Annotated in this window: 24 protein-coding genes; 11 read left to right on the top strand and 13 right to left on the bottom strand. The window is 64.2% G+C overall.

Translation table 11 applies throughout. The annotated features are described in order from the left end of the window. Positions 1 to 133 precede the first annotated feature (133 nt). Entirely contained in the window at positions 134 to 946 is an 813-nt protein-coding gene (locus tag CIT37_RS36380) for a tetratricopeptide repeat protein (RefSeq protein ID WP_095424671.1), read from the top strand. 75 nt (positions 947 to 1021) lie between these two features. On the opposite strand, the gene CIT37_RS36375 is transcribed toward CIT37_RS36380, so the two are convergent. The 10 genes from CIT37_RS36375 to CIT37_RS36330 form a co-directional block, all read right to left on the bottom strand. Continuing rightward, entirely contained in the window at positions 1022 to 1996 is a 975-nt protein-coding gene (locus tag CIT37_RS36375) for a type II secretion system F family protein (RefSeq protein ID WP_028142105.1), read from the bottom strand. A gap of 9 nt (positions 1997 to 2005) precedes the next feature. Further along, positions 2006 to 2983, bottom strand: a complete 978-nt coding sequence (locus CIT37_RS36370) for a type II secretion system F family protein (RefSeq protein ID WP_028142104.1) — start codon at positions 2981 to 2983, stop codon at positions 2006 to 2008. Positions 2984 to 2993: 10 nt separating this feature from the next. Beyond that, positions 2994 to 4463 (bottom strand): TadA family conjugal transfer-associated ATPase, encoded by a 1470-nt coding sequence (locus CIT37_RS36365; protein WP_028142103.1) that lies wholly within the window; start codon positions 4461 to 4463, stop codon positions 2994 to 2996. Between the two features lie 21 nt (positions 4464 to 4484). Continuing rightward, entirely contained in the window at positions 4485 to 5753 is a 1269-nt protein-coding gene (locus CIT37_RS36360) for a CpaE/TadZ family protein (protein WP_095424672.1), read from the bottom strand. Then, positions 5750 to 6484, bottom strand: coding sequence for a CpaD family pilus assembly protein (locus CIT37_RS36355; protein WP_028142101.1), 735 nt, complete (start codon positions 6482 to 6484; stop codon positions 5750 to 5752). The genes CIT37_RS36360 and CIT37_RS36355 overlap by 4 nt, the downstream gene beginning before the upstream one ends. Before the next feature lie 20 nt (positions 6485 to 6504). Continuing rightward, positions 6505 to 7980 (bottom strand): type II and III secretion system protein family protein, encoded by a 1476-nt coding sequence (locus CIT37_RS36350; protein WP_028142100.1) that lies wholly within the window; start codon positions 7978 to 7980, stop codon positions 6505 to 6507. An 11-nt stretch (positions 7981 to 7991) separates the two neighbouring features. After that, complete coding sequence (gene cpaB, locus CIT37_RS36345; RefSeq protein ID WP_028142099.1) at positions 7992 to 8789, bottom strand: Flp pilus assembly protein CpaB; 798 nt, start codon at positions 8787 to 8789, stop codon at positions 7992 to 7994. A 128-nt stretch (positions 8790 to 8917) separates the two neighbouring features. Beyond that, positions 8918 to 9442: an A24 family peptidase gene (locus tag CIT37_RS36340; protein ID WP_028142098.1), complete on the bottom strand. Its 525-nt coding sequence runs from the start codon at positions 9440 to 9442 to the stop codon at positions 8918 to 8920. 123 nt (positions 9443 to 9565) lie between these two features. Then, positions 9566 to 9712: a hypothetical protein gene (locus CIT37_RS36335; protein ID WP_162832269.1), complete on the bottom strand. Its 147-nt coding sequence runs from the start codon at positions 9710 to 9712 to the stop codon at positions 9566 to 9568. Between the two features lie 71 nt (positions 9713 to 9783). After that, a complete protein-coding gene (locus CIT37_RS36330; RefSeq protein ID WP_007599783.1) occupies positions 9784 to 9948 on the bottom strand; it encodes a Flp family type IVb pilin in 165 nt (54 codons plus the stop codon). A 269-nt stretch (positions 9949 to 10217) separates the two neighbouring features. On the opposite strand from CIT37_RS36330, the gene CIT37_RS36325 reads away from it, so the two are divergent. The 4 genes from CIT37_RS36325 (at position 10218) to CIT37_RS36310 (ending at position 13153) form a co-directional block, all read left to right on the top strand. Continuing rightward, positions 10218 to 11045 (top strand): sterol desaturase family protein, encoded by an 828-nt coding sequence (locus tag CIT37_RS36325; RefSeq protein ID WP_028142097.1) that lies wholly within the window; start codon positions 10218 to 10220, stop codon positions 11043 to 11045. 150 nt (positions 11046 to 11195) lie between these two features. Next, positions 11196 to 11693 (top strand): pilus assembly protein N-terminal domain-containing protein, encoded by a 498-nt coding sequence (locus tag CIT37_RS36320; RefSeq protein ID WP_038950036.1) that lies wholly within the window; start codon positions 11196 to 11198, stop codon positions 11691 to 11693. Positions 11694 to 11922: 229 nt separating this feature from the next. After that, a complete protein-coding gene (locus CIT37_RS36315; RefSeq protein ID WP_028142095.1) occupies positions 11923 to 12504 on the top strand; it encodes a TadE/TadG family type IV pilus assembly protein in 582 nt (193 codons plus the stop codon). Positions 12505 to 12526: 22 nt separating this feature from the next. Beyond that, positions 12527 to 13153, top strand: coding sequence for a TadE/TadG family type IV pilus assembly protein (locus CIT37_RS36310; protein ID WP_028142094.1), 627 nt, complete (start codon positions 12527 to 12529; stop codon positions 13151 to 13153). Positions 13154 to 13255: 102 nt separating this feature from the next. Here the strand turns inward: CIT37_RS36310 and CIT37_RS36305 are convergent, their stop codons facing one another. The 3 genes from CIT37_RS36305 to CIT37_RS36295 form a co-directional block, all read right to left on the bottom strand. Beyond that, complete coding sequence (locus tag CIT37_RS36305) at positions 13256 to 13468, bottom strand: cold-shock protein (protein ID WP_028142093.1); 213 nt, start codon at positions 13466 to 13468, stop codon at positions 13256 to 13258. Between the two features lie 258 nt (positions 13469 to 13726). Next, the gene (gene infA / locus CIT37_RS36300) at positions 13727 to 14014 is read right to left on the bottom strand and encodes a translation initiation factor IF-1 (protein WP_008131890.1); all 288 of its coding nucleotides are present in this window, start codon (positions 14012 to 14014) and stop codon (positions 13727 to 13729) included. A 23-nt stretch (positions 14015 to 14037) separates the two neighbouring features. Beyond that, complete coding sequence (locus tag CIT37_RS36295) at positions 14038 to 15636, bottom strand: DEAD/DEAH box helicase (RefSeq protein WP_095424673.1); 1599 nt, start codon at positions 15634 to 15636, stop codon at positions 14038 to 14040. Positions 15637 to 16116: 480 nt separating this feature from the next. Here CIT37_RS36295 and urtA point away from each other — a divergent pair, with 480 nt between their 5' ends. The 6 genes from urtA to CIT37_RS36265 all read left to right on the top strand — a co-directional run bounded on the left by urtA (position 16117) and on the right by CIT37_RS36265 (position 22628). Beyond that, positions 16117 to 17439, top strand: a complete 1323-nt coding sequence (gene urtA, locus CIT37_RS36290; RefSeq protein WP_026202068.1) for an urea ABC transporter substrate-binding protein — start codon at positions 16117 to 16119, stop codon at positions 17437 to 17439. Positions 17440 to 17523: 84 nt separating this feature from the next. Next, positions 17524 to 19131: an urea ABC transporter permease subunit UrtB gene (gene urtB / locus CIT37_RS36285; RefSeq protein WP_095424674.1), complete on the top strand. Its 1608-nt coding sequence runs from the start codon at positions 17524 to 17526 to the stop codon at positions 19129 to 19131. Beyond that, the gene (urtC, locus tag CIT37_RS36280) at positions 19128 to 20297 is read left to right on the top strand and encodes an urea ABC transporter permease subunit UrtC (RefSeq protein ID WP_028142090.1); all 1170 of its coding nucleotides are present in this window, start codon (positions 19128 to 19130) and stop codon (positions 20295 to 20297) included. Before urtB ends, urtC begins: the two co-directional genes overlap by 4 nt. A 6-nt stretch (positions 20298 to 20303) precedes the next feature. Then, positions 20304 to 21065, top strand: coding sequence for an urea ABC transporter ATP-binding protein UrtD (gene urtD / locus CIT37_RS36275; protein WP_018318771.1), 762 nt, complete (start codon positions 20304 to 20306; stop codon positions 21063 to 21065). 3 nt (positions 21066 to 21068) lie between these two features. Further along, positions 21069 to 21764 (top strand): urea ABC transporter ATP-binding subunit UrtE, encoded by a 696-nt coding sequence (urtE, locus tag CIT37_RS36270; RefSeq protein ID WP_038971341.1) that lies wholly within the window; start codon positions 21069 to 21071, stop codon positions 21762 to 21764. Positions 21765 to 21797: 33 nt separating this feature from the next. After that, positions 21798 to 22628 carry an urease accessory protein UreD gene (locus tag CIT37_RS36265; RefSeq protein ID WP_095424675.1) on the top strand — a complete coding sequence of 277 codons (831 nt, stop codon included), beginning with the start codon at positions 21798 to 21800 and terminating at the stop codon, positions 22626 to 22628. The last annotated feature ends 16 nt before the right edge of the window (positions 22629 to 22644 follow it).

Raw genomic sequence — 22644 nt, 5'->3', positions numbered from 1 at the left:
CAAGCCTGACGACGCTTGCGAGCGGGAGTATCGACGAGAGCACGGCCCGGGAGCGGTGTTAACCGGCCGTTAGGGTTAACAGTCTATTGCTGGCGCGTTCGGCTCGATCAATCGGCTCGAGAGTCAAAGCGTCATGCGTCTACGGTTCAGTCTTGCCCGGCTTCTTGCGTCCACCTCGCTGGTCGCGGCGGTGGCCATGTGCCTCGGCGGCTGCACGGCCATGTCGAAACTCTCCGACGTGACGGGCTCGGTCGGGCCACGGGCGGAGGCGACTCCCACCGATCCGGCGCGCGCCGTCGAGGTCTATGGCGAGCGCTACCGCGCCAATCCCAAGGACGCCGATGCCGCGCTCGCTTACGGTCAGGCGTTGCGCGCCAACGGTCAGCGTGCCCAGGCCGCCGCTATGCTCGAGCAGGCGACCATCGCGAATCCCGGCAACAAGGCGCTGCTCGCCCAATATGGCCGCGCCCTCGCCGACAACGGCAATTTCCAGCAGGCCTACGATGTGCTGTCGAAAGCGCATTCGCCTGACAATCCGGACTGGCGCCTGCTCTCGGTGCAGGGCACCGCACTGGACCAGATGGGCCGCCACGAGGAGGCGCGTTCCTACTACGCGAGCGCGCTCAAGATCGCACCGGGTGATCCCGGTGTGCTCTCCAATCTCGGCCTGTCCTACATGTTGTCGAGAGACCTTCCGAAGGCCGAAGAGGCGCTGCGGCAGGCCTACGCCTCGCCGCGTGCGAGCATCCGGGTGCGGCAGAATCTCGGCCTTGTCGTCGGTCTGCAGGGCCGCTTCGCCGAAGCCGAGACCATCGTAAAGGCAGATCTGCCACCGGATCAGGCCGCGGCCAACGTCGCCTATCTCAAGGAGATGCTCAGCCGCAGCGACGCTCCCCGCGGCGCACCGAAGCGGACGCCGGTGGCCTCGCTCAGCCAACCCGACTGATCAGAGCTGATCGTCTCTTCTATCGTCTCATCCTGAAAGCTGCCCGCGAGCCGCATGCGCGGCCCGGGTCCCGCGTCATTGCATCTCGGAGATCTTGATGCCGGTCGGTCCAAGAATGACCACGAACAGCACGGGCAGGAAGAACAGGATCATCGGCACGGTCAGCTTCGGCGGCAGGGCGGCAGCCTTCTTTTCAGCCTCGTTCATGCGCATGTCGCGATTTTCCTGCGCCATGACGCGCAGGGAATGTCCGAGCGGGGTGCCGTAACGCTCCGCCTGCTGAAGCGCGAGACAGACCGATTTGACCCCCTCGAGTCCGGTGCGTCGCGCCAAATTCTCGTAAGCGACCTTGCGATCCTGCAGATAGGATAATTCGGCCGTGGTCAGCGTGAACTCCTCCGACAGCGCGATCGACTGCCCCACGATCTCGGTGGCGACCTTCCGGAACGCCATCTCGACTGACATGCCGGATTCGATGCAGATCAGAAGCAGGTCGAGCGCGTCGGGAAAGGCGCGCTTGATCGAGAGCTGGCGCTTGGAGATCGCATTCCTGAGGAACAGCATCGGCGCCTGGAGGCCGAGATAGGCGGCGCCGATGCAGATGCCGATCTTGATCGGCATGGCCTGCTGCAGATGCGCGATCAAGAAGACGTAGACGACCGAGCCGATGAAGAGCACCATCGGCGCGACCATGCGGGCAAACAGGAAGGTGATGTAGGGCGCCTGACCGCGGTAACCCGCCATGATCAGCTTGTCGCGCGCAGCTTCCTGCGCGAGCCATTTGGTGAGGTTGAAGTCCTCGACGACCTTGGAGACGAGCTGCTTCGGCGTCTGGCGCAGCGTGACCTTTTCATTCTTGTGAAGGCGCTCACGCTCGCGCTGCCGGATGCGCTCGCGCTCGCTTGCCACCGCCTTCATGCGCTTGGAGAGGCCCTCGCCGGCGAACAGGGGCATCACCAGCGTATAGACGGTGGCGCTGGCGGCAATGGCCGCCAGCATCATGGTCATGAAGTGGACGTCATGTAGTTTCGCGACAAGAAACTGGACCATACTGCACCGTCAGAAATCGAAATTGATCATCTTCTTCATCACCATGATGCCGACCGCCATCCAGACGACGCAGCCGACCAGCATGAGCTGGCCGGTGGGATGGGTCCACAGCACCGAGATGTAATGTGGCGTCGTGAGATAGACGAGGAACATCACGATCGGCGGCAGCGAGCCGATGATGCCGGCCGAGGCCTTGGCTTCCATCGACATGGCCTGGATCTTTTCCCTCATCTTCTTGCGGTCGCGCAGCACCTTGGAAAGGTTGCCGAGCGCTTCGGAGAGGTTGCCGCCGGATTTCTGTTGGATCGAGATGACGATGCCGAAGAAGTTGGCCTCCGGCAACGGCATGCGATCATAGAGCCGCGAGCAGGCCTCGCCGAGCGGCATGCCGATCGCCTGGGTCTCGATGATCGCCAGAAACTCGCTGCGCAGCGGCTCGGGCGCGTCGGCCGCGACGACCTTGATCGATTCGAACAAGGGCAGGCCTGCCTTGATGCCGCGGACGATCACGTCGACCGCATCGGGCAGTGCCGCCAGGAACTTGGCCTCGCGGCGCTTTTTCAGGAAGCCCAGTGCCCAGCGCGGCAGGCCGAAGCCGCCGGCAAAGGCGAGGCCGGCAGCACCGATCAGGCCGCCGCCGGCGAACAGAGCGGCTGCGAAGAACGCGCCCGCCACGGCGGCGGAGACGATCCAGAACTTCTGCGGCGTCCAATCGAGCCCCGCCTGCGACAGGCGGACGGGGAGCGGAGCGCTCTTCTCCTGCAGGCGTCGCGCCTCGAGATCCTTCAGCGTGGTCTCGACCTGCTCGCGGCGCGAGCGCTGGGTCTTCTCGGCCTGGCGGGCCGTGGGCGCCTCGGCGCGGGAGATCGAAGCGCGGCGGCTTTCGGCCTTTCGTTCCCCGGACAGCAGCGGATAGAGGAAGACCCAGGCGATGCCGCCGACCGCTGCGGTGGCAAGGAATGCGAGGGCGAGGACCTGCATGTTCATGCTGAACTGCTCACGTCTTCGGCGCGACTTCCGCCGCGTCCAGCGCAGCGGCAAGGCGCTTCTCGTCGCCGTAATAGCGGGCGCGTTCCCAGAATTTCGGACGGCCGATGCCGGTCGAGCGGTGCCGGCCGATGATCTTGCCGTTGGCGTCCTCGCCGATCATGTCGTAGAGGAAGATGTCCTGGGTGATGATGGTGTCGCCTTCCATGCCCATCACCTCGGTGATGTGGGTGATGCGGCGCGAGCCGTCGCGCAGGCGCGCAGCCTGGACGATGACGTCGATGGAGGCGCAGATCATCTCGCGGATGGTGCGTGAGGGAAGCGAGAAGCCTCCCATCGTGATCATGGATTCGCAGCGCGACAGGGCTTCGCGCGGGTTGTTGGCGTGCAGCGTGCCCATCGATCCGTCATGGCCGGTGTTCATGGCCTGGAGCAGGTCGAACGCCTCGGGTCCGCGGACCTCGCCGACGATGATGCGCTCGGGGCGCATACGCAGGCAGTTGCGCACCAGCTCGCGCATGGTGATCTGGCCTTCGCCTTCGATGTTGGGCGGTCGGGTTTCCAGCCGCACCACGTGAGGCTGCTGGAGCTGGAGCTCGGCGGCGTCCTCGCAGGTGATGACGCGCTCGTCATGCTCGATATAGTTGGTCAGGCAGTTGAGCAGCGTGGTCTTGCCGGAGCCGGTGCCGCCGGAGATCAGCACGTTGCAGCGGACGCGACCGATGATCTGGAGGATTTCGGCGCCTTCCGGCGAGATCGCGCCGAACTTGACCAGTTGATCGAGCGTCAGCTTGTCCTTCTTGAATTTGCGGATGGTGAGCGTGGGGCCGTCGATCGACAGCGGCGGCACGATGGCGTTGACGCGGGAGCCGTCGGCAAGGCGCGCGTCGCAGATCGGCGAGGATTCGTCGACGCGCCGGCCGACCTGGCTGACGATGCGCTGGCAGATGTTGAGGAGCTGCTGGTTGTCGCGGAAGCGGATTCCCGTGCGCTGGATTTTGCCGGCGACTTCGATGTAGACGGTGTTGGCGCCATTGACCATGATGTCGGCGATGTCGTCGCGCGACAGCAGTGGCTCGAGCGGGCCGTAGCCGAGAACGTCGTTGCAGATGTCGTCGAGCAGTTCCTCCTGCTCGGCGATCGACATCACGATGTTCTTGATCGCGATGATCTCGTTGACGATGTCGCGGATTTCCTCGCGCGCGGACTCCGAATCGAGCTTGGCGAGCTGGGCGAGGTCGATTGCCTCGATCAGCGCGCCGAAGATGGTCGCCTTGACCTCGTAATAATTGTCCGACCGCCGGCTCTCCATGGCCGGAGGCGGCGGCGCCTTGGCAGGCGCAAGCGGCGGCGAGGCGACGGCCGGCGGAGGCGGGGCGCGCGACACCGTCGGCGCCGGAGCCTGGGCAGGCTCGGGCGACACGGCGCCGGGCTTGGGCGCCCGAAGGTCGGTGTCTGTTCCGCTACGCTTACCGAACACTTAACAACTCCATGCGGCGGCTTATTTTCCCCGCAACTTGTCAATCAGGGGTGAAAGCAGGGACGACTTTTGCTTCTTGGTCTCGCTTCGGCCGGTCAGGCGCTGGGCGATCTGAAGGAACATCTCGATCGACTTGTGGTTGGCGGAGATCTCCGCGATCATCTGGCCGTTGTTGGCGGCCGAGCCGAAGATCTGCGGCTCGAACGGGATCGAGACGATCGGCTGGCTCTCGATCGCCTTGGCGAACTCCGCGGCGGCGATTTCGGGGCGTTTCGGCACGCCGACCTGGTTCAGGCAGTAGAGCGGTGGCCGGTCGTTGGGGCGCGCGGCCTTCAACAGATCGAACAGGTTCTTGGTATTGCGCAAATTGGCGAGGTCGGGCGCGGCCACGATCAGGATGTCGTCCGCTCCGATCAGGGCGCGCTTGGTCCAGCCCGACCATTGATGCGGTATGTCGAGCACGATGCAGGGCATGGTGGAGCGCAGGGTGTCGAACACGGCGTCGAAGGCGTCGGTGCCGAAATCATAGACCCGGTCGAGCGTCGCCGGCGCCGCCAGCAGGCTGAGATGGTCGGTGCATTTCGACAGCAGGCGGTCGATGAAGGCGGTGTCGACGCGATCGGGCGAGAACACGGCGTCGGCAATGCCCTGCGGCGGGTCCTGGTTGTAGTCGAGCCCGGCGGTGCCGAAGGCGAGGTCGAGATCGGCGACGACGGCGTCCATGGCGAGGTCGCGCGCGATCGCCCAGGCGATATTATGGGAGATGGTGGAAGCCCCGACGCCGCCCTTGGCGCCGACCACGGCGATGATGCGGCCGACCGCCTTGGCTTCCGGTGCGGAAAACAGGTTGCAGATCGAGCGCACGACATCGATCGCGCCGACCGGCGCGAGCACGTAGTCGCTGACACCGCGTCGCACCAGCTCACGGTAGAGTGTGACGTCGTTGATGCGGCCGATCACGACCACGCGGGTGCCGGCGTCGCAGACGGTGGCGAGCTGGTCGAGCCCGCCCAGCAGGTCGTTGCGTCCGTCGCTTTCGAGCACGATGACGTTCGGCGTCGGGGCCGAGCGGTAGGCCTCGGTTGCAGCGGCCATGCCCCCCATCTGGATCTTCAGATGGGCCTTGCCGAGACGGCGGTCTTCGCCGGCCGACTGGACCGCAGCAGCAGTCTCCACGGTCTCGCAGAAGGCCTGGACCGAGACGCGCGGCGCGGGCGCAATATGCTCCTCGACTGGCGGAGGAGCTGCGTCCGGCTGCTCTTCGTGTATCTGGCGAGCGTAGCTGATCATTTGCCGGTGTCGCTGAGTTTGGCCTTGTCGGCCTCGGGATAGGTGGTCGTCGTCGTGACACCCTTGCGATACTTCTCGAGAGCGGTGATGCGCCGCGGCGTGTAGGACGGAGTTTCAGGCCGCGGCTGCTCGAGGTCCGACGGATTGTCGACCATCGCCGCGAGGTTGCGCTGATAGGCGCAGCCGTAATTGTAGTAGTCCTTGTTCTCGAACCACCTCTTGTTCTTCATCGAAGGGCCGACGTCTTCCGGCCACAGGCCGCAGGGACCCGCGACCGCGGCGATCTTGGAATAAGTGAGCCGGATCGGCGGCAGGAAGCGCTTGTCTTCCGGCTGGTAGGGCCGAACATTGACGCCGCGCGGCGGAACGCCTGCTCCCGCCAGCATCGCCTGGATTTCACGCATCGTGTCCGCGACCGGACGCGCATTGGGCGTGCCGGACGGCACGTCGATACGGATGGCGCCCGTGCCTTCGTGCAACCATGCCGATGCGACACCCATCACGTCCGCGCGCTGGGCGGCGGTCAATCCGCCGCGGGCATGGCCGACGAAGACGACGATCGAACGATTTTGCTCCTCGATCGCGATCGGATGGCGCTGCTTGTAGTCGTCGGGAATGGAGGCCGTGACGGCTTCGTCATGCTGGCACCCGCCGAGCGCGAGCGCCATGCCGATGAGCGCGCCACCGAGACGGATGGCGCGTTTGCGAAGCTGGGGTGGTCTTGTGATCATCGTGAAGTCCCCGTTCCGCCTCAGTCGGTGATGAAGCCGTAGGTGCCGCGGTAGTTCTTGGCCGGCTCGGTCCGGCCGGGCACGCCGTAGATGCGGTTGATATTGCCGAGCAGCTGGGCCTGTGGATCCGCAGGCGGGGCGAAGCCGTCATCCGGCCGCGACAGGTCCTTTGGCGCCACCGCGCGAACGACGTAGGGCGTCACGATCACGACCAGCTCGGTCGCGTTGTTGACGAAGTCGCGGCTGCGGAACAGCGTGCCGAGGACCGGGAGCTGCATCAGTCCCGGCAATCCGCTGACTGCCTGCTTGGTCTGCTGCTGGATCAGGCCGGCCATCGCCATCGCGCCGCCGGAGGGAATTTCCAGCGAGGTCTCGGCACGGCGGGTCCTGATCGAGGGCACCGTCACCGAGTTCACCGACGTCGAGGTCACGGCCTGCGACAGCGTGATCGCATTCTCGTTCGACAGCTCCGAGACCTCGGTCATCACCCGCAGGCTGATCTTGCCTTCGCTCAGCACCACGGGGGTGAAGTTGAGCGAGATGCCGAACTTCTTGAAGCTGATCTGGGTGGTACAGACATGCGTGGTGGGATCGCACGCATAGCCCGCCGGCACCGGGAATTCGCCGCCGGCGATGAACGTTGCCGATTCACCGGAGATCGCGGTCAGGTTCGGTTCGGCCAGCGTGCGGATCACGCCAGCGGTTTCCATCGCGCGCAGGGTGGCCTGCACCGACGGCGCCGCGCCGAACTTCGTGGTCAGATTGTTGCCGTCCACGAGGTTGTGGCCGAGAGCGGTGAACGGATTCGAGTTGGAGAAGCTCACCACCGACGTGCCGTAGTTGAGGTTCGCGGTCAGGTCGATGCCGAGCTGCTTGACGATGTTGCGCTGGACTTCGGCCACCGTCACCTTGAGCATGACCTGGTCGCGGCCGCGGACCACGATCGAGTTCACCACCTTGTCGGCGCCGCCGGCCAGGCGCGCGGCGAGGTCGTTGGCCTGCTGCGCTTCCATCGGGTTCGCCGCCGTGCCGGTCAGGACGATGCCGTCGCCGAGTCCGTCGATCTGGATGTCTGAATGCGGCAGGACCTGCTTCAGCGCCGCCCGCACACCGTTGAGGTCGCGCTTGACGGCGATGTCATAGGCCGCGATCTGCTGGCCTGCAGAATCGAAGAACACGATGTTGGTCTGGCCGAGCGCGGCGCCGATGATGTAGGCGCGCTGCGCCGAGCGGACCACCGCATTGGCGATCTTGGGGTCAGCGACCAGCACGTCCTTGATGTCGCGCGGAAGGTCGATCACCACGGACTTGCCGATGCCGAGCGAGAGGAAGCGGGCGTTCATCTGACCGTCGGCAGCGGCCGGCGCGCCGGGGCGATAGTCGGCGGCGACCACGGGGGTCAGCACCGGGTTGAATGCCAGCGCGAAGGCGGCCGAGAACGACAGGGCGCGGACCAATGAGGTTCGCATCGTCGCTATATCTGCCCTGCATTTCATGTCGCCTGTCCTCATCGTGCTTTCGCCGTCGAGCTCGGAATGCCGTAGCGAATGATCGAGACGCCGTCGCGCTTCTGGGCGGATTCGTCGAGCGTGATCTCGCTCATCTTGACGTCGGCAATGCTGCGCAGCGCCAGCGAGAGCGTTCCGGCCTGACGGGCCGAAGAAAGCGCCTGGGTCTGTGCGGAAGTGAGTTCCAGGGTCACGGTCTTGCCGACCACGGCGTTCTGGCCGTCCTTCTCCTTCGGGGCCTGGTCGATGGCGAGGACGCGCACATTGACCAGGATGATCTCGGACGTGACGACGTCCTGGCCCCCGGAGGCCTGGTCCGGGTTCTTGAGGCGGCGCGTGAGCAGGACGTCGACGCGGTCATTGGGCAGGATGAAGCCGCCTGCGCCGGTCTCCGGCGAGATTTCGGTCGAGATGGCCCGCATGCCGCTGGGCAGGATGGCCGCCATGAATCCGGAGCCCTCGGCCTTGACCAGCTTCTGGTCGCGGATCGGCTCACCCTGAATGAAGGGGGCGCGCGCGATCGAACCGGTCACCTGGGTCACGCCCTCGGGACGCTCGTTGCGGCGGATGAAGGTGGCGCTGGCGGTCGCGGCCGGCCAGGTCTGCCATTGCAGATCTTCCGGCTTCACGGTCTGGCCGAGGCCGATGTCGTTCTTGGCCACGAGGACGTCGACGGTCGGAAGCTGCGCGACCGGCGCCGGAGGCGGCGCAGAATTGTCCGAGCCGCTCGCCAGGTACGCGGCGACACCGCCGGCGCAGATGGCGACCGCCAGGACGACAATGCGTGCCCTATTCATACGCTTCACTTTCCAACAAAACGCCGCGACGCTGACGCCGCCGTAATCGGCAGTTGACCAGCTATTCGTCAAAGCATGGTTAATGAGGCGTATCTAAATCGCCTTAACGCCGGGTTTACCCGGTGCGTTCAGCGCAGCGCGAGGTGAGCGAGATCAATCGCCTTCACCCATTCGGTCTCCGGGTAGACCATCAGCGCACTCAGTGCGAGCGCGATGCCGTAGGGGATGCCGCTCTCCTTGGCATGCAGCCGGGCGAGCCAGGCCTGGCCCGCCAGCCCGTAGGGCAGCGGCCATTGCCGGAACTGGAGCAGGAGCAGCGTCAGCGCCCCGCCGAACAGCGAGGCGTAGAGCAGGAAGTTCATCAGTTGTGCGAAGCCGAACCAGAGTGCGACGGAGGCCGCGACCTTGGCGTCGCCGCCGCCGACCCAGCCCATCGCAAAACAGGTGAAGGCGATGACCAAAAGAAGCGCGCCGGCGCCGACATGACTGAGCATCTCGTAAGGTGCCATGCCACCGGCGAGGGCAAGTGCGAAGAAGCCAGCGACCAGCGCCAGCGACACGCGGTTCGAGATCGTCATCGTGAAGAGATCGCTCGCGGCTGCAAACGCCATCAGGGCCGGAAAGAGCAGAAGGCGCGCAAGGTCGAGGATCATGGCTGCGTCTTGAGGCCTGGGTTTGCCGCGGGAATTGGGCGTCGGGCGATGCTAGCCGGCAGTGCTAAACAAACCGACAACGGCAGCAAGCGACCCACGCGGCTGAAACCGCGGAACGCGTCGTTACCAGAGGCTGGCAATGCGCACGGCGAGCGCGGCCGTCGCAAGCAGCAGCGCAAGGCAGACCCAATAGACCGGCGAGCCGGCCTGAGCCGCCGCCGTCTCGTTTGCCGCGATCGCGGCATCGGTTCTGTACTTACGCAACGCCACTGGAAACTCGCCGTCTTCGGAAAAACAAAGGCCCCGGAGATCCGGGGCTTTTGCCGTCGTTCGTCGGTCGCTTACTTCAGCGAGCTGCTGATCGAGGTGAACTTGGCGTTCAGCGTGGTGCCGAGGTTGTTGACGACGGTGATGATGGCCAGCGCGATGCCGGCGGCGATCAGACCGTATTCGATGGCGGTGGCGCCGGATTCATCCTTCGCGAAACGTGCAATCAAGTTCTTCATGAACATAACTCCATCTGGGGTGGGGATCGCCTCGTTCGGCGCCGTCTTTGACCCGATGACCATGAGAGCCGAGCTCTTTCGGTAGAGTTAATTCGATCGGGCAAACCCGCTTGCGGCGCGATGCTTTGGCCCAGAGTGAATTTCGTCTTAAGGCGGCGCCTGTAATTCGTTCCGGTTCCAGATGTACCGTCGGCGCAGCACCGGCTTCACGCTCCCTTAAATTTAGCGGCGTAGGCGTAACTGAGCTGGAATTCGCAAGAGAGGCGACGATGTCGAGCCTGCCCATGCAAGTCGCCCTGATGCTCGGCGAGACCATCGTCAAGGTGATCCCCGTCACCTTCGCACTCGCGGCGGTCTTCACCGTGCTCGAGCATTTCTGGGCCTGCAATGCCGGCGCGCCGTGGTGGCGCAAGCGCGAGATCGTCACCGACATCTGCTACTGGTTCTTCGTTCCGGTGTTCGCCCGCACGATGCGGATCGGACTTCTGATCGTCGGCGCGAGCCTCGTCTTCAACATCCACGACGCCGACGAACTCATCGCCTTCTACGACAATGGCCACGGCCCGCTGTCGTTGATGCCGCTCTGGGTCCAGGCCGTATTGTTCCTGGTCCTGTCCGACTTCATGCTGTACTGGCTGCACCGGCTGTTCCACGGCGGCGGGTTCTGGAAGTACCACGCGATCCATCACTCCTCGGAGGAGATAAGCTGGATTTCGGCGGCCCGCTTCCATCCCGTCAATCTCGTGCTCGGCACCATCGGCGTCGACGTCGTGCTGCTGATGGCCGGCATTTCCCCGAACGCGATGGTCTGGCTCGCCCCGTTCACGACCTTCCATTCGGCCTTCGTGCACGCCAACCTGAACTGGAGCTTCGGGCCGTTCAGATATTTGTTGGCGACGCCGGTGTTCCACCGCTGGCACCACACCTCGCTCGAGGAGGGCGGCGACACCAATTTTGCCGGCACGTTCCCGATCTGGGACGTTCTGTTCGGCACCTTCCGTATGCCCGAGGGTAAACTGCCGCAGGATTACGGCAAGGACGAAGCGACCATGCCGAAGGAGATCGCGGGCCAGTTCGCCTATCCATTCCGCCGCTAGCCTCGAAGGCGGTAAAACGCCAGTCTGTTCAAACAATAGTCGGCGAGTTTGCGGAACGTTCACGAATTAAGGGCAGGTTAGCCGGGTCGGGCACTGGCTCTGCTCTATCGAGTCGCTTCTGCCGGTTTGTGACGTCCCGGGGGTAAGAGTATGCGTAAAGAATTGCTGCGCCGTCGGGCGCGCGTTTGTCTTCTGGTTGCGGCCGCGGTGCTGGCATCGCCGGCTGCCGGCCTTGCCGACCCCACCGCCGACACCATCGCTGTCAATGTCGACCAGGCCAAGCTGGTGCGGCTGCCCGGCAAGGTGGCGACCATCGTGGTCGGCAATCCCCTGATCGCCGACGTCACGCTCCAGCCCGGCGGCATGATCGTCGTGACCGGCAAGGGCTATGGTGCCACCAATTTCATCGCGCTCGACCGGGCCGGCGAGATTCTGGTCGATCGCCAGATCCAGGTCGAAGGTCCGAGCGACCGGCTCGTCACCGTCTATCGCGGGATCGAGCGCGAGTCCTACAGCTGCGTGCCGCTTTGCCAGCGTCGCGTGACGCTCGGCGACAGCGACACCTACTTCAACAACACGATGAGCCAGGCCGGCTCGCTGAGCGCCAGCGCCAGCGGTGGTGGTGGCGGTCCGCCCAAGTCCAACTAGCGGCACCGATCGGCGGGTTTGCCCGGACAGTATCCTGCCAGACCGCTTTGCAGATGCGAGCCAGAGGGCTCTGCGCGCCCGCCGCGCTTTCCGTGGGCTCGGGGCGCTGCTGGTTAGCGCATTCTTAACGGCGCGGTCCGCCGGCTGCGGATCGCCTGAAACACTTAAACAATCAGTTTCCGCTATTGAACGGGACAGTTGATCGCCCGTTGCTGGGGAATTTGACGCGATGCCATCGCCTGCACCTACGAGGTTCACACTCCAGAAAGCGCTGGGCCGGTTTTGCGGCAACCGCCGCGGTTCCGCGGCCGTCGAGTTCGCCCTGGTCGCGCCGATGTTCTTCGGGCTGCTGTTCGCCATCATCGAAACGGCGCTCATGTTCTTCGCGAGCCAGGTGCTCGAGACCATCTCGCAAAATTCCGCGCGCGCGATTCTGACCGGCCAGGCGCAAGCGCAGGGCGGTTCGGTGGCGGCTTGTCAGACCACGCCCAACGTTGTCATGGCGTGCGACCAGACGACGTTCAAGGCCTATGTGTGCACGCAGATCCCGGCACTGTTTGATTGCAGCAAACTCTACGTCGACGTCGTGAGCACCAGCTCCTTCGGGGCGCTAAGCCTGACGAACTACGGCGATTCCTGCAATTTCAACCCGACCGGCATGCAGTACAGTGCCGGGACCTCCGGCCAGGTGGTCGTGGTGCGGCTGTTCTATCAGTGGCCGCTCATCGTCACCGGCCTCGGTTACAATATCGGGTGCAGCAACAAACGGCTGATGGTGGCGACCACGGCCTTCAAGAACGAACCCTTCTGAGACGATGGATCCGAGCGGACCGATGCAGGCGATTGCGAATATCTGGCGGAATGGATGTTGTTCCGTGCGCGACTTCGTCGCCGACAAGCGCGCGCTCGCGGCGACCGAATTTGCGGTCATCGTTCCGCTGATGCTGGTGATGTTCTTCGGCACCGTCGAGTTTTCGTCGGCCGTGGCGATAGATCGCAAGGTCACGTTGATCGCGCGGGCTCTGTCCGATTTGGCATCGCAGTCGGTCAAGCTCACCGATGCCGACATGAAGGATACGTTCACGGCGAGCATCTCGGTCATCATGCCCTACGACGCTACCCTGGTGAAGGGCACGGTCTCCCAGATCCAGATCGATGCCAACAGCATCGCCACGATCCAGTGGAGCAGGGCCGGCACCATTGCGAGCGGTGCGACGCAAGCGACGCTGGCGACCTCGGCCCGCAAGCCCGGCGACAAGGTCACCAGCATGATTCCTGCGTCGCTGTTGATTCCGTCGACCTACCTCATACTCAGCGAGGCAAGCTACACTTACACGCCTTCCGTAGGCTATGTGTTGAAGTCGAGCTTACCCTTGAGCGATGTGTCCTACACCCGGCCGCGTCAGGTCGCCTGCGTTCCCTATCCCTACCCAGATAACAACAACCAAACGACGTGCTGACATCGGCGAGCAGGCGCCAAAATGAAAAAGGCCGTGCGTTGCGCACGGCCTTCTTGCTTTCTTTGGCTTGCGCGAGCCGATCGGGCCAAGCGCCCGGCGGACTCAGCCTTCGGAGCGGAGGTTGTCCGCTGCCGACTTGCCGGAACGGCGGTCGGCCACGATCTCGTAGGAAAGCTTCTGGCCTTCACGCAGCGTGCCGAGGCCCGCACGCTCCACAGCGCTGATGTGGACGAACACGTCCTGGCCGCCGTCGTCGGGCTGAATGAAGCCGAAGCCCTTGGTCGCGTTAAACCACTTCACGGTTCCCATGCTCACGGGGATAGTCCCTTCTCAGATAACACAATGTTAGAGCCTGCTTGCGCAGGCCGGTTAGATCGAATTTTGGAAGGGTCGTCAGCGTGTCTGAACCGGCTGTACCGGTGGATGCTAATGTCGTCCGGCCGAAAATCGATAAATTCATTTTATCGGAATTGAGGCCTCAAAACAATCCGGACATGCACGATTTTTTGATCCGCCGCGATGTCCGCGGCGGATCCACATAAAGGTCGGAATCTTACTTCCGCGCTCAAGCGCCTAGCGACGGCGGAACTGGCCGCCGCGCTGGCCCGGGCGAGGCGGTCCACCCACCCCGCTGGGACGCTCGTCCTTGTGGCGGAAAATCAGCCGGCCCTTCTCGAGGTCATAGGGCGACATCTCCACCGTCACGCGGTCGCCGGCCAGCGTCTTGATGCGGTTCTTCTTCATCTTGCCGGCGGTATAGGCGACGATCTCGTGTCCGGCGTCGAGCTGCACGCGGTAGCGTGCGTCGGGGAGGATTTCGGTGACCAGTCCTTCGAACTGGATCAGCTCTTCCTTAGCCATGAATTTCTCCAGGTCGTGGACGGCTAGTGCGAATAGGGTTTGCGGTTCGGTTGGCCGTTCGGCCGACTCTCACGGCGCAAAAAGGCAACGCCTTGTATCCCATCAGCTGCCCCGGCGCTATGCGCGGAACGCTGTTCTGGACGACTGCCTGCAGAAGAATGCGGCTTCCCGCCAGAGCGTGGACGACGAGACCCCTTTGAGCCCTTCGGGCCATTGCCGGGCCGCCCGTCAGCATGTCGCGCTTCGCCGCCATGTCGGCCTTCACCGGGGCGTCCATCGCCGTGCTTGCCGGCGCTATGGTGGCGTCCGTCGGAATGTCGTTCGTCGCTACGGCGCCCGTCACCGTGGCGTCCCTCGCCGTGCCTTGCGCCTTGCGGACGTTGGCCCGGGCGGCCTCCGCGGCCCTGTCGTTGCTGCGGCGCGGGAGGACCCGCATCGCGGCGGCCGGCGTCGGTGCGGAGATCTTCGCGCGGCAATGCCACCTTGATCAGCCGTTCGATGTCACGGAGATAGCTGAGTTCCTCGCCGCCCGCGACCAGCGAGATCGCGGTGCCGTCGGCGCCGGCGCGCGCGGTGCGGCCGATGCGGTGGACGTAGGTTTCCGGCACGTTGGGCAGGTCGAAATTGATGACGTGGCTGATGCCGTCGACGTCGATGCCGCGGGCGGCGATGTCGGTGGCGACCAGGGTGCGGATCTCGCCCGAGCGGAACTGGGCCAGCGTCCGTTCGCGATGGTTCTGCGACTTGTTACCGTGGATGGCGCTGGCGGGGATGCCGGCCTTCTCGAGTGACTTCACCACCTTGTCCGCGCCGTGCTTGGTGCGGGTGAAGACCAGGGCGCGGTTGACCGGCTCGTCCTTCAGAAGCTTGGTCAGGAAGGCGGGCTTGGCGGAGAAATCGACCTGGACGATGCGTTGATTGATGCGCTCGGCGGTCGAGGAGACCGGGGTCACCGCGACGCGGGCGGGGTCCCGCAGCATCGCGTTCGTCAGCTCGGCGATGTCCTTCGGCATGGTGGCCGAGAAGAACAGCGTCTGCCGCTTGATCGGCAGCTTGGAGACGATTTTGCGGATGTCGTTAATGAAGCCCATGTCGAGCATGCGGTCGGCCTCGTCGAGCACGAGGAACTCGACGCTCGACAGTTTCAGCCCGTTGCTCTGCACGAGGTCGAGCAGGCGGCCGGGGGTGGCGACCAGCACTTCGACGCCCTGCATTAGCGAGCGGACCTGACGGCCCATCGGAACGCCGCCGATGGCGAGCGTCGAGGACAGGCGGATGTGACGGCCATAGGCGTTGAAGCTGTCGAGGATCTGGCCGGACAGCTCGCGGGTCGGCGACAACACCAGGACGCGGGTCGTCTTGGGCTGCGGCTTGATACGGTGCTCGAGCAGGCGGTGCAGGATCGGCAGTGCGAAGGACGCGGTCTTGCCGGTACCGGTCTGGGCGATACCGACGACGTCGCGGCCGGTCAGCGCCGTGGGAATGGTCTGGGCCTGGATGGGGGTGGGGGTGACGTAATTCTCTTCTTGAAGAGCGCGCGCGATGGGTTCGGCGAGGCCGAAGTCCTGAAACGAAGTCAAAAGAGGGGTTCTTTCCATGTCAAAAGCGGGCGCCCGGCGCATTCAGCGCGGCGCACGCAAAAGGGTGTCGAGAAGACACCTGCGTGTTTGGGGTGTCGGATGGCTTGGGAGATATGGGGCAAGCCAGAGGCCCGTAAGGGCTTAAGAACACGCGGCTCGCAACGACCCCTTGATTCGCAAGAGGTCTCGGCCGCTTATATGGAACATCGAGGGGGCGCTTTCAAGGCAAGCTCGTTCAAAATGGCGATTGCGGTGCAGAAATAGTTATGCCGGAAATTTAGCCAGAACGGGCATTTTGCTCAGAAAATGAACAGCCTGCCGCTTTGGCATACATTTGGATGGCTCAATTTTTAGGCTGTCTCGAGGTCGGGATACTTTGATTTCGGCCAGTTTTGTTAGCAAAACCAATTGGTTGGAAGGTGCCCAGGCCATGGCATGGTTCTTGCGAATCCGTTAATCGCAGGCGGCCGTGGGGCCGTTTCGCAGCGTTTTTCACGTCTGCGTCAGGGAGATGAGACACTCATGTTTAGCAAATCCACTCACGATATAGCGGCGTCATTTAGCCGCCGCGGCGTGCTCGCCGCGACCGCCGGACTGGTGCTGGGTCTGGCTTCATTGACTGGCGCGAAGGCCGCGGATGACACCATCAAGGTCGGCGTGCTGCACTCCCTTTCCGGCACCATGGCCATCAGCGAAACCACGCTGAAGGACACCATCCTTTTCCTGATCGACGAGCAGAACAAGAAGGGCGGCGTTCTCGGCAAGAAGCTCGAGGCCGTCGTCGTCGACCCCGCGTCGAACTGGCCGCTGTTCGCCGAAAAGGCGCGCGAGCTGATCACCAAGGACAAGGTCTCGGTCGTGTTCGGCTGCTGGACCTCGGTGTCGCGCAAGTCGGTGCTGCCCGTCTTCAAGGAGCTGAACAACATCCTGTTCTACCCCGTGCAGTACGAGGGTGAGGAGAGCGAGCGCAACGTGTTCTACACGGGTGCGGCGCCGAACCAGCAGGCGATCCCCGCCGTCGATTACCTGATGAAGGACGAGAAGGTGAAGCGCTGGGTGCTCGCGGGCACCGACTACGTCTATCCGCGCACCACCAACAAGATCCTGGAAGCCTATCTGAAGTCGAAGGGTGTCGCCCAGGAAGACATCATGATCAACTACACGCCGTTCGGTCACTCCGACTGGCAGACGATCGTGGCCGACATCAAAAAGTTCGGCTCGGCCGGCAAGAAGACCGCGGTGGTCTCGACCATCAACGGCGACGCCAACGTTCCCTTCTACAAGGAGCTCGGCAACCAGGGCATCAAGGCGAAGGACATCCCGGTCGTCGCGTTCTCGGTGGGTGAAGAAGAGCTCGCCGGCATCGACACCAAGCCGCTGGTCGGCCATCTTGCCGCCTGGAATTACTTCCAGTCGATCAAGTCGCCGGAGAACGAGAAGTTCATCAAGGCATGGCAGGCCTACACCAAGAACCCGAAGCGCGTGACCAACGATCCGATGGAAGCGCACGTGATCGGCTTCGACATGTGGGTCAAGGCGGTCGAGAAGGTGAAGTCGACTGATCCGGACAAGGTGATCGACGCTCTCCCGGGCATCGAAGCCAAGAACCTGACCGGCGGCGTGTCGAAGATGCTGCCGAACCACCACATCACCAAGCCGGTGTTCATCGGCGAGATCAAGGGCAACGGCCAGTTCGACGTGGTCTGGAAGACCCCGGGTCTCGTCGCGGGCGATGCCTGGTCGAAGGAACTGGACGGCTCCAAGGACCTGGTCGGCGACTGGGTCGGCAAGAAGTGCGGCAACTTCAACACCAAGACCAACAAGTGCCTCGGTTCGGGCTCCTGATCCTGATCTGACACGCCATAGCACGCCCGGAGAAGGCGGCGATCCCGCCGCCTTCTCCACTCATTTCTGCCGGGGTCATTCACAGTGCCAGCCCATTTGTCCGCGCGCCTCTGCTCGCTTGCGCTCTCGTTGTTCCTGATCGCGTTCGCGCTGCCGGCCCTCGCCGGTCCGTTCGAGGATGCGGTCGCCAAATTCGCCAACGATGATTATTCCGATACGGACGAGGCGATCGGCGTGGTCGCAAGCAGCGGCAATCCGCTGGCTTTCCCCATCATCAGTGCGCTTCAGGACGGCCGCCTGATGGCCGACCCTGACAGCAAGAAGGTTTACGTCACCGGTACCGACGGCAAGTCGATCGACGCCGCGACCGGCCAGGCGGTGGCCAGCGTTCCCGACAGCGCGAGCGCAGTTCGCCTCAACAACCGCCTGCGCCGCAGCGTCGACGCAGCTCTCGGCAGCCTGACGCTCCAGTCGCCGGACGTCGGAACACGGCTGCAGGCCGCGCAATCCGTCTTCAAGTCGCATGAGGAGACCGCGCTCGAGCCGGTCGATGCCGCGCTCGCCAAGGAAACCAACAGATCCGTCAAGGCTGCGCTCGGCGACGCCCGCGCGGCCATCCTGCTGTTCAAGCCTGATGCCACCGAGGTCGAGAAGCTGGAGGCGGTGGCCACCCTCAAGGGGCGCGGCGACCAGGAGGCACTGGCCCTGCTCACAGGCATGGGCGACCAGCCGGCGTCGGTGACCAAGGCTGCCGCGAGCGCGATCGGCTCGATCCAGAACTCGCTCGCGGTCTGGTCCATGGTGCAGAACGCCTGGTACGGCCTCTCGCTCGGCTCGGTGCTGCTGCTCGCCGCGATCGGGCTCGCCATCACCTTCGGTGTGATGGGCGTGATCAACATGGCGCATGGCGAGATGGTGATGATCGGGGCCTACGCCACCTTCGCGGTGCAGGAGGTGATCCGCACCCGCTATCCCGGCCTGTTCGACTATTCGCTGCTGATCGCGGTGCCGCTGGCCTTTGTCGTCGCCGGCGCGATCGGCGTGCTGATCGAGCGCAGCATCATCCGTTTCCTCTACGGTCGTCCGCTGGAGACGCTGCTCGCGACCTGGGGCCTGTCGCTGGTGCTGCAGCAGGCCGTGCGCACCATGTTCGGCCCGACCAACCGCGAGGTCGGCAATCCCTCCTGGATGAGCGGCGCCTTCGAGCTCGGCCAGATCACCATCACCTATAACCGGCTCTGGATCCTCGTGTTCACGCTCGCCGTGTTCGCGATCCTGCTCGCGATGCTGCGCTACACGGCGCTCGGCCTCGAGATGCGCGCGGTGACGCAGAACCGCCGCATGGCGGCCTCGATGGGCATCGCCACCTCGCGCGTCGACGCGCTGACCTTCGGGCTCGGCTCCGGCATTGCCGGCATCGCCGGCGTGGCGCTGTCGCAGATCGACAATGTCAGCCCCAATCTCGGCCAGAGCTACATCATCGACAGCTTCATGGTCGTGGTGTTCGGCGGCGTCGGCAATCTCTGGGGCACGCTGGTCGGCGCCTTCACGCTCGGCATCGCCAACAAGTTCCTGGAGCCGGTCGCCGGCGCCGTGCTCGGCAAGATCGCCATCCTGGTTCTCATCATCCTGTTCATTCAAAAGCGCCCGCGCGGCCTGTTCGCGCTCAAGGGCCGTGCGGTGGAAGCATGACCCCTCACATGCTGACGCGATCGCTGGACCGCAGCGCGACGATCTTCCTTGCCGTCGTCGCGGCCTGCGGCATCCTCATCCCGCTCTCCAATTTGCTGCTGCCCGCGGGCTCGTTCCTACAGGTGCCGACCTATCTGGTCGCGCTCTGGGGCAAATATGTCTGCTACGCGATCCTCGCGCTTTCGATCGATTTGATCTGGGGCTATTGCGGCATTCTCTCGCTCGGCCACGGCGCCTTCTTCGCGCTCGGCGGCTACGCCATGGGGATGTATCTGATGCGGCAAATCGGCACCCGCGGCGTCTACGGCAATCCGATCCTGCCCGACTTCATGGTGTTCCTGAACTATTCGAAGCTACCCTGGACCTGGTACGGCTTCGACATGTTCTGGTTCGCGGCGCTGATGGTGCTGCTCGTGCCCGGCCTGCTCGCCTTCTGCTTCGGCTGGCTCGCGTTCCGCTCCCGCGTCACCGGCGTGTATCTGTCGATCATCACGCAGGCGATGACCTATGCGCTGCTGCTCGCCTTCTTCCGCAACGACTTCGGCTTCGGCGGCAACAACGGCCTGACCGACTTCAAGGACATTCTCGGCTTCAACGTGCAGGCGGAGGGCACCCGCGCCGCGCTGTTCGCGCTGAGCTGTCTGGCACTGATCGCAGGCTTCCTGATCTGCCGCGCCATCGTCTCCTCCAAGCTCGGCAAGGTGCTGATCGCGGTGCGTGACGCGGAGTCGCGCACGCGCTTCCTCGGCTACCGCGTCGAATCCTACAAGCTGTTCGTGTTCACGGTGTCGGCCTGCATGGCCGGCGTCGCCGGCGCGCTCTACGTGCCGCAGGTCGGCATCATCAATCCTAGCGAATTCGCGCCCGGCAATTCGATCGAGGCGGTGATCTGGGTCGCGGTCGGCGGCCGCGGCACGCTGGTCGGTGCCGCGCTCGGGGCCGTCGTCGTCAACTACGCCAAGACGTTTTTCACCTCGGGCGTGCTCGCGCCGTACTGGCTGTTCATGCTGGGCGCATTGTTCATCCTGGTGACGCTGCTGCTGCCGAAGGGCATTGTTGGCACCTTCAACGCCTGGTGGGACCAGTCGAAAGAAAAACGCAACGCGGCGACCACCGTGAGCGCTGCGGCCGAGGACGGCGTCACCGAACCCAAGATGGCGGAGTAGGCGCAAATGAACGTCATGGACAACCGCGCGACCTCCGCGATGCTCTATCTCGACGGCGTGCACGTCTCCTTCGACGGTTTCCACGCCATCAACAATCTGTCGCTGACGCTCGAGCCCGGCGAGATGCGCGCCATCATCGGCCCGAACGGCGCCGGCAAGACCACGATGATGGACATCATCACCGGCAAGACCAAGCCCGACGAGGGTACGGTGCTGTTCGACGGCGTCACCGATCTGACGCGGCTGGACGAGACCCGCATCGCCGAGCTCGGCATCGGCCGCAAGTTCCAGAAACCGACCGTGTTCGAGAGCCAGACCGTGCAGGACAACCTCCTGCTCGCGCTCAATGTCGACCACAGCGTCAAGGGCACGCTGTTCTGGCGCGGCAGCAAGGCCGAGTCCGAGCGCATCGACAAGGTGCTGGAGACGATCCGTCTCACCGAGGCCCGCAACCGCCTTGCCGGCAGCCTCAGCCACGGCCAGAAGCAGTGGCTCGAGATCGGCATGCTGCTGGCGCAGGACCCAAAACTGCTCCTCGTCGACGAGCCCGTCGCGGGGATGACCGACGTCGAGACGCATCTGACCGCCGAGCTGCTGAAAGAGATCAACAAGACCCACACCGTGATGGTGGTCGAGCACGACATGACCTTCGTGCGCGAGCTCGGCGTCAAGGTCACCTGTCTGCACGAAGGCACCGTGCTGGCCGAAGGAACCATCGACCAGGTCTCGTCCAACGAGCGGGTCATTGAAGTCTATCTGGGACGCTGAGCGATGCTTGAAGTCAAAGACATCAATCTGTTCTACGGCGCGGCGCAGGCGCTGCGCGGCGTCTCGATCTCGGCCGAACCGGGCAAGGTGACCTGCGTGCTCGGGCGCAACGGCGTCGGCAAGACCTCGCTCCTGCGCGCCATGGTCGGGCAATATCCGATTTCGTCGGGCGCGATCGTGCTCGACGGCAGCGACATCACCGGCCTGAAGCCCTATGAGCGGGCACGCAAGGGCATCGCCTTCGTGCCGCAGGGCCGCGAGATCTTTCCGCTGCTCACGGTCGAGGAGAACCTCAAGACCGGCTTCGGTCCGCTCAAGCGCGAGGACAAGCACATTCCCGACGACGTGTTCTCGCTGTTTCCGGTGCTGCAATCCATGCTCGGCCGGCGCGGTGGCGATCTCTCCGGCGGCCAGCAGCAGCAACTCGCGATCGGTCGCGCGCTGGTGATGCGGCCGAAATTGCTGCTCCTTGACGAGCCGACCGAGGGCATCCAGCCTTCGATCATCAAGGACATCGGCCGCGCCATCTCCTATTTGCGCAACCTCGGCAACATCGCCATCGTGCTGGTCGAACAATATCTCGACTTTGCCTGCGAACTCGGCGACAGTTTTGCCGTGATGGATCGCGGCGCGGTGAAATTCACCTGCGATCGCGCCAATTTGGACGCGAGCGAGATCAGCCGCCAGATGGCGCTGTAAGAGGTTCTGCCGCGACCGGCTGGGGGGAGGCGGATGCGCAGCGACGTTTCGGTCACGTCAGGGGTTTTCGAGGCAAACCGTGCCCGCGGCGCGGTGCGTTTCGACGTCCATGCGCGTGACGGCGTGACGCGGCGCGGCGTCTTGCATGAATCCGGCTCGCTGCGCGTGCGCTTTCCCTCGCCGGAAGGCGAGGGGCTCTCCGGCGTGTTCGTCAACACGGCAGGCGGCGTTGCCGGTGGCGACAGTTTCGATATCAACATCACGGCGGGCCAAAGCTCGCGCCTGACGCTGACGACCGCCGCCGCCGAAAAGGTCTATCGGGCGCCCGGAGCCGCGGCGCAGCTCAGCATTGCCTTGAAGGTCGATGCGGGTGCGCATCTGTCCTGGTTGCCGCAAGAGACCATCCTGTTTGACCGCGCCCGGGTCCACCGCCGTTTCGATATCGAGCTTGATGATGCCGCCTCGCTCCTGCTCTGCGAGATCGTGGTGTTCGGCCGCACTGCCATGGGCGAGCGGATGGAGCAGGGCGAGTTTGTCGACCGCTGGCGGCTACGGCGTGGTGGCAGGCTGGTGTTCGCCGAGACCATCAGGCTCGACGGCAATATCGGCGCAAAACTTGGGCGATCCGCCGTCGCCAAAGGCGGTGCCGCGATTGGCACGGCGCTGATCGTGCCCGGCGACGAGGCCCTGGTCGAACGCATCCGCGAGGCGTCGGACTCATTCTCCGGCGAGGTTGGAATCTCGGCGTGGAATGGCTTTGCAATGGCCCGGTTCTGTGCCCAAGATGCGGCGCGGTTGCGGGTCGACATGATGGCGGTGCTGGCGCGCACTGGAACGGCCCTGCCGCGACTCTGGCTGAACTGATTGGCCGAATTGACGT

Origin of the sequence: Bradyrhizobium ottawaense (assembly GCF_002278135.3) — a bacterium.
GTDB lineage: Bacteria > Pseudomonadota > Alphaproteobacteria > Rhizobiales > Xanthobacteraceae > Bradyrhizobium > Bradyrhizobium ottawaense.
This window is presented reverse-complemented; position numbering and strand designations above follow the sequence as displayed.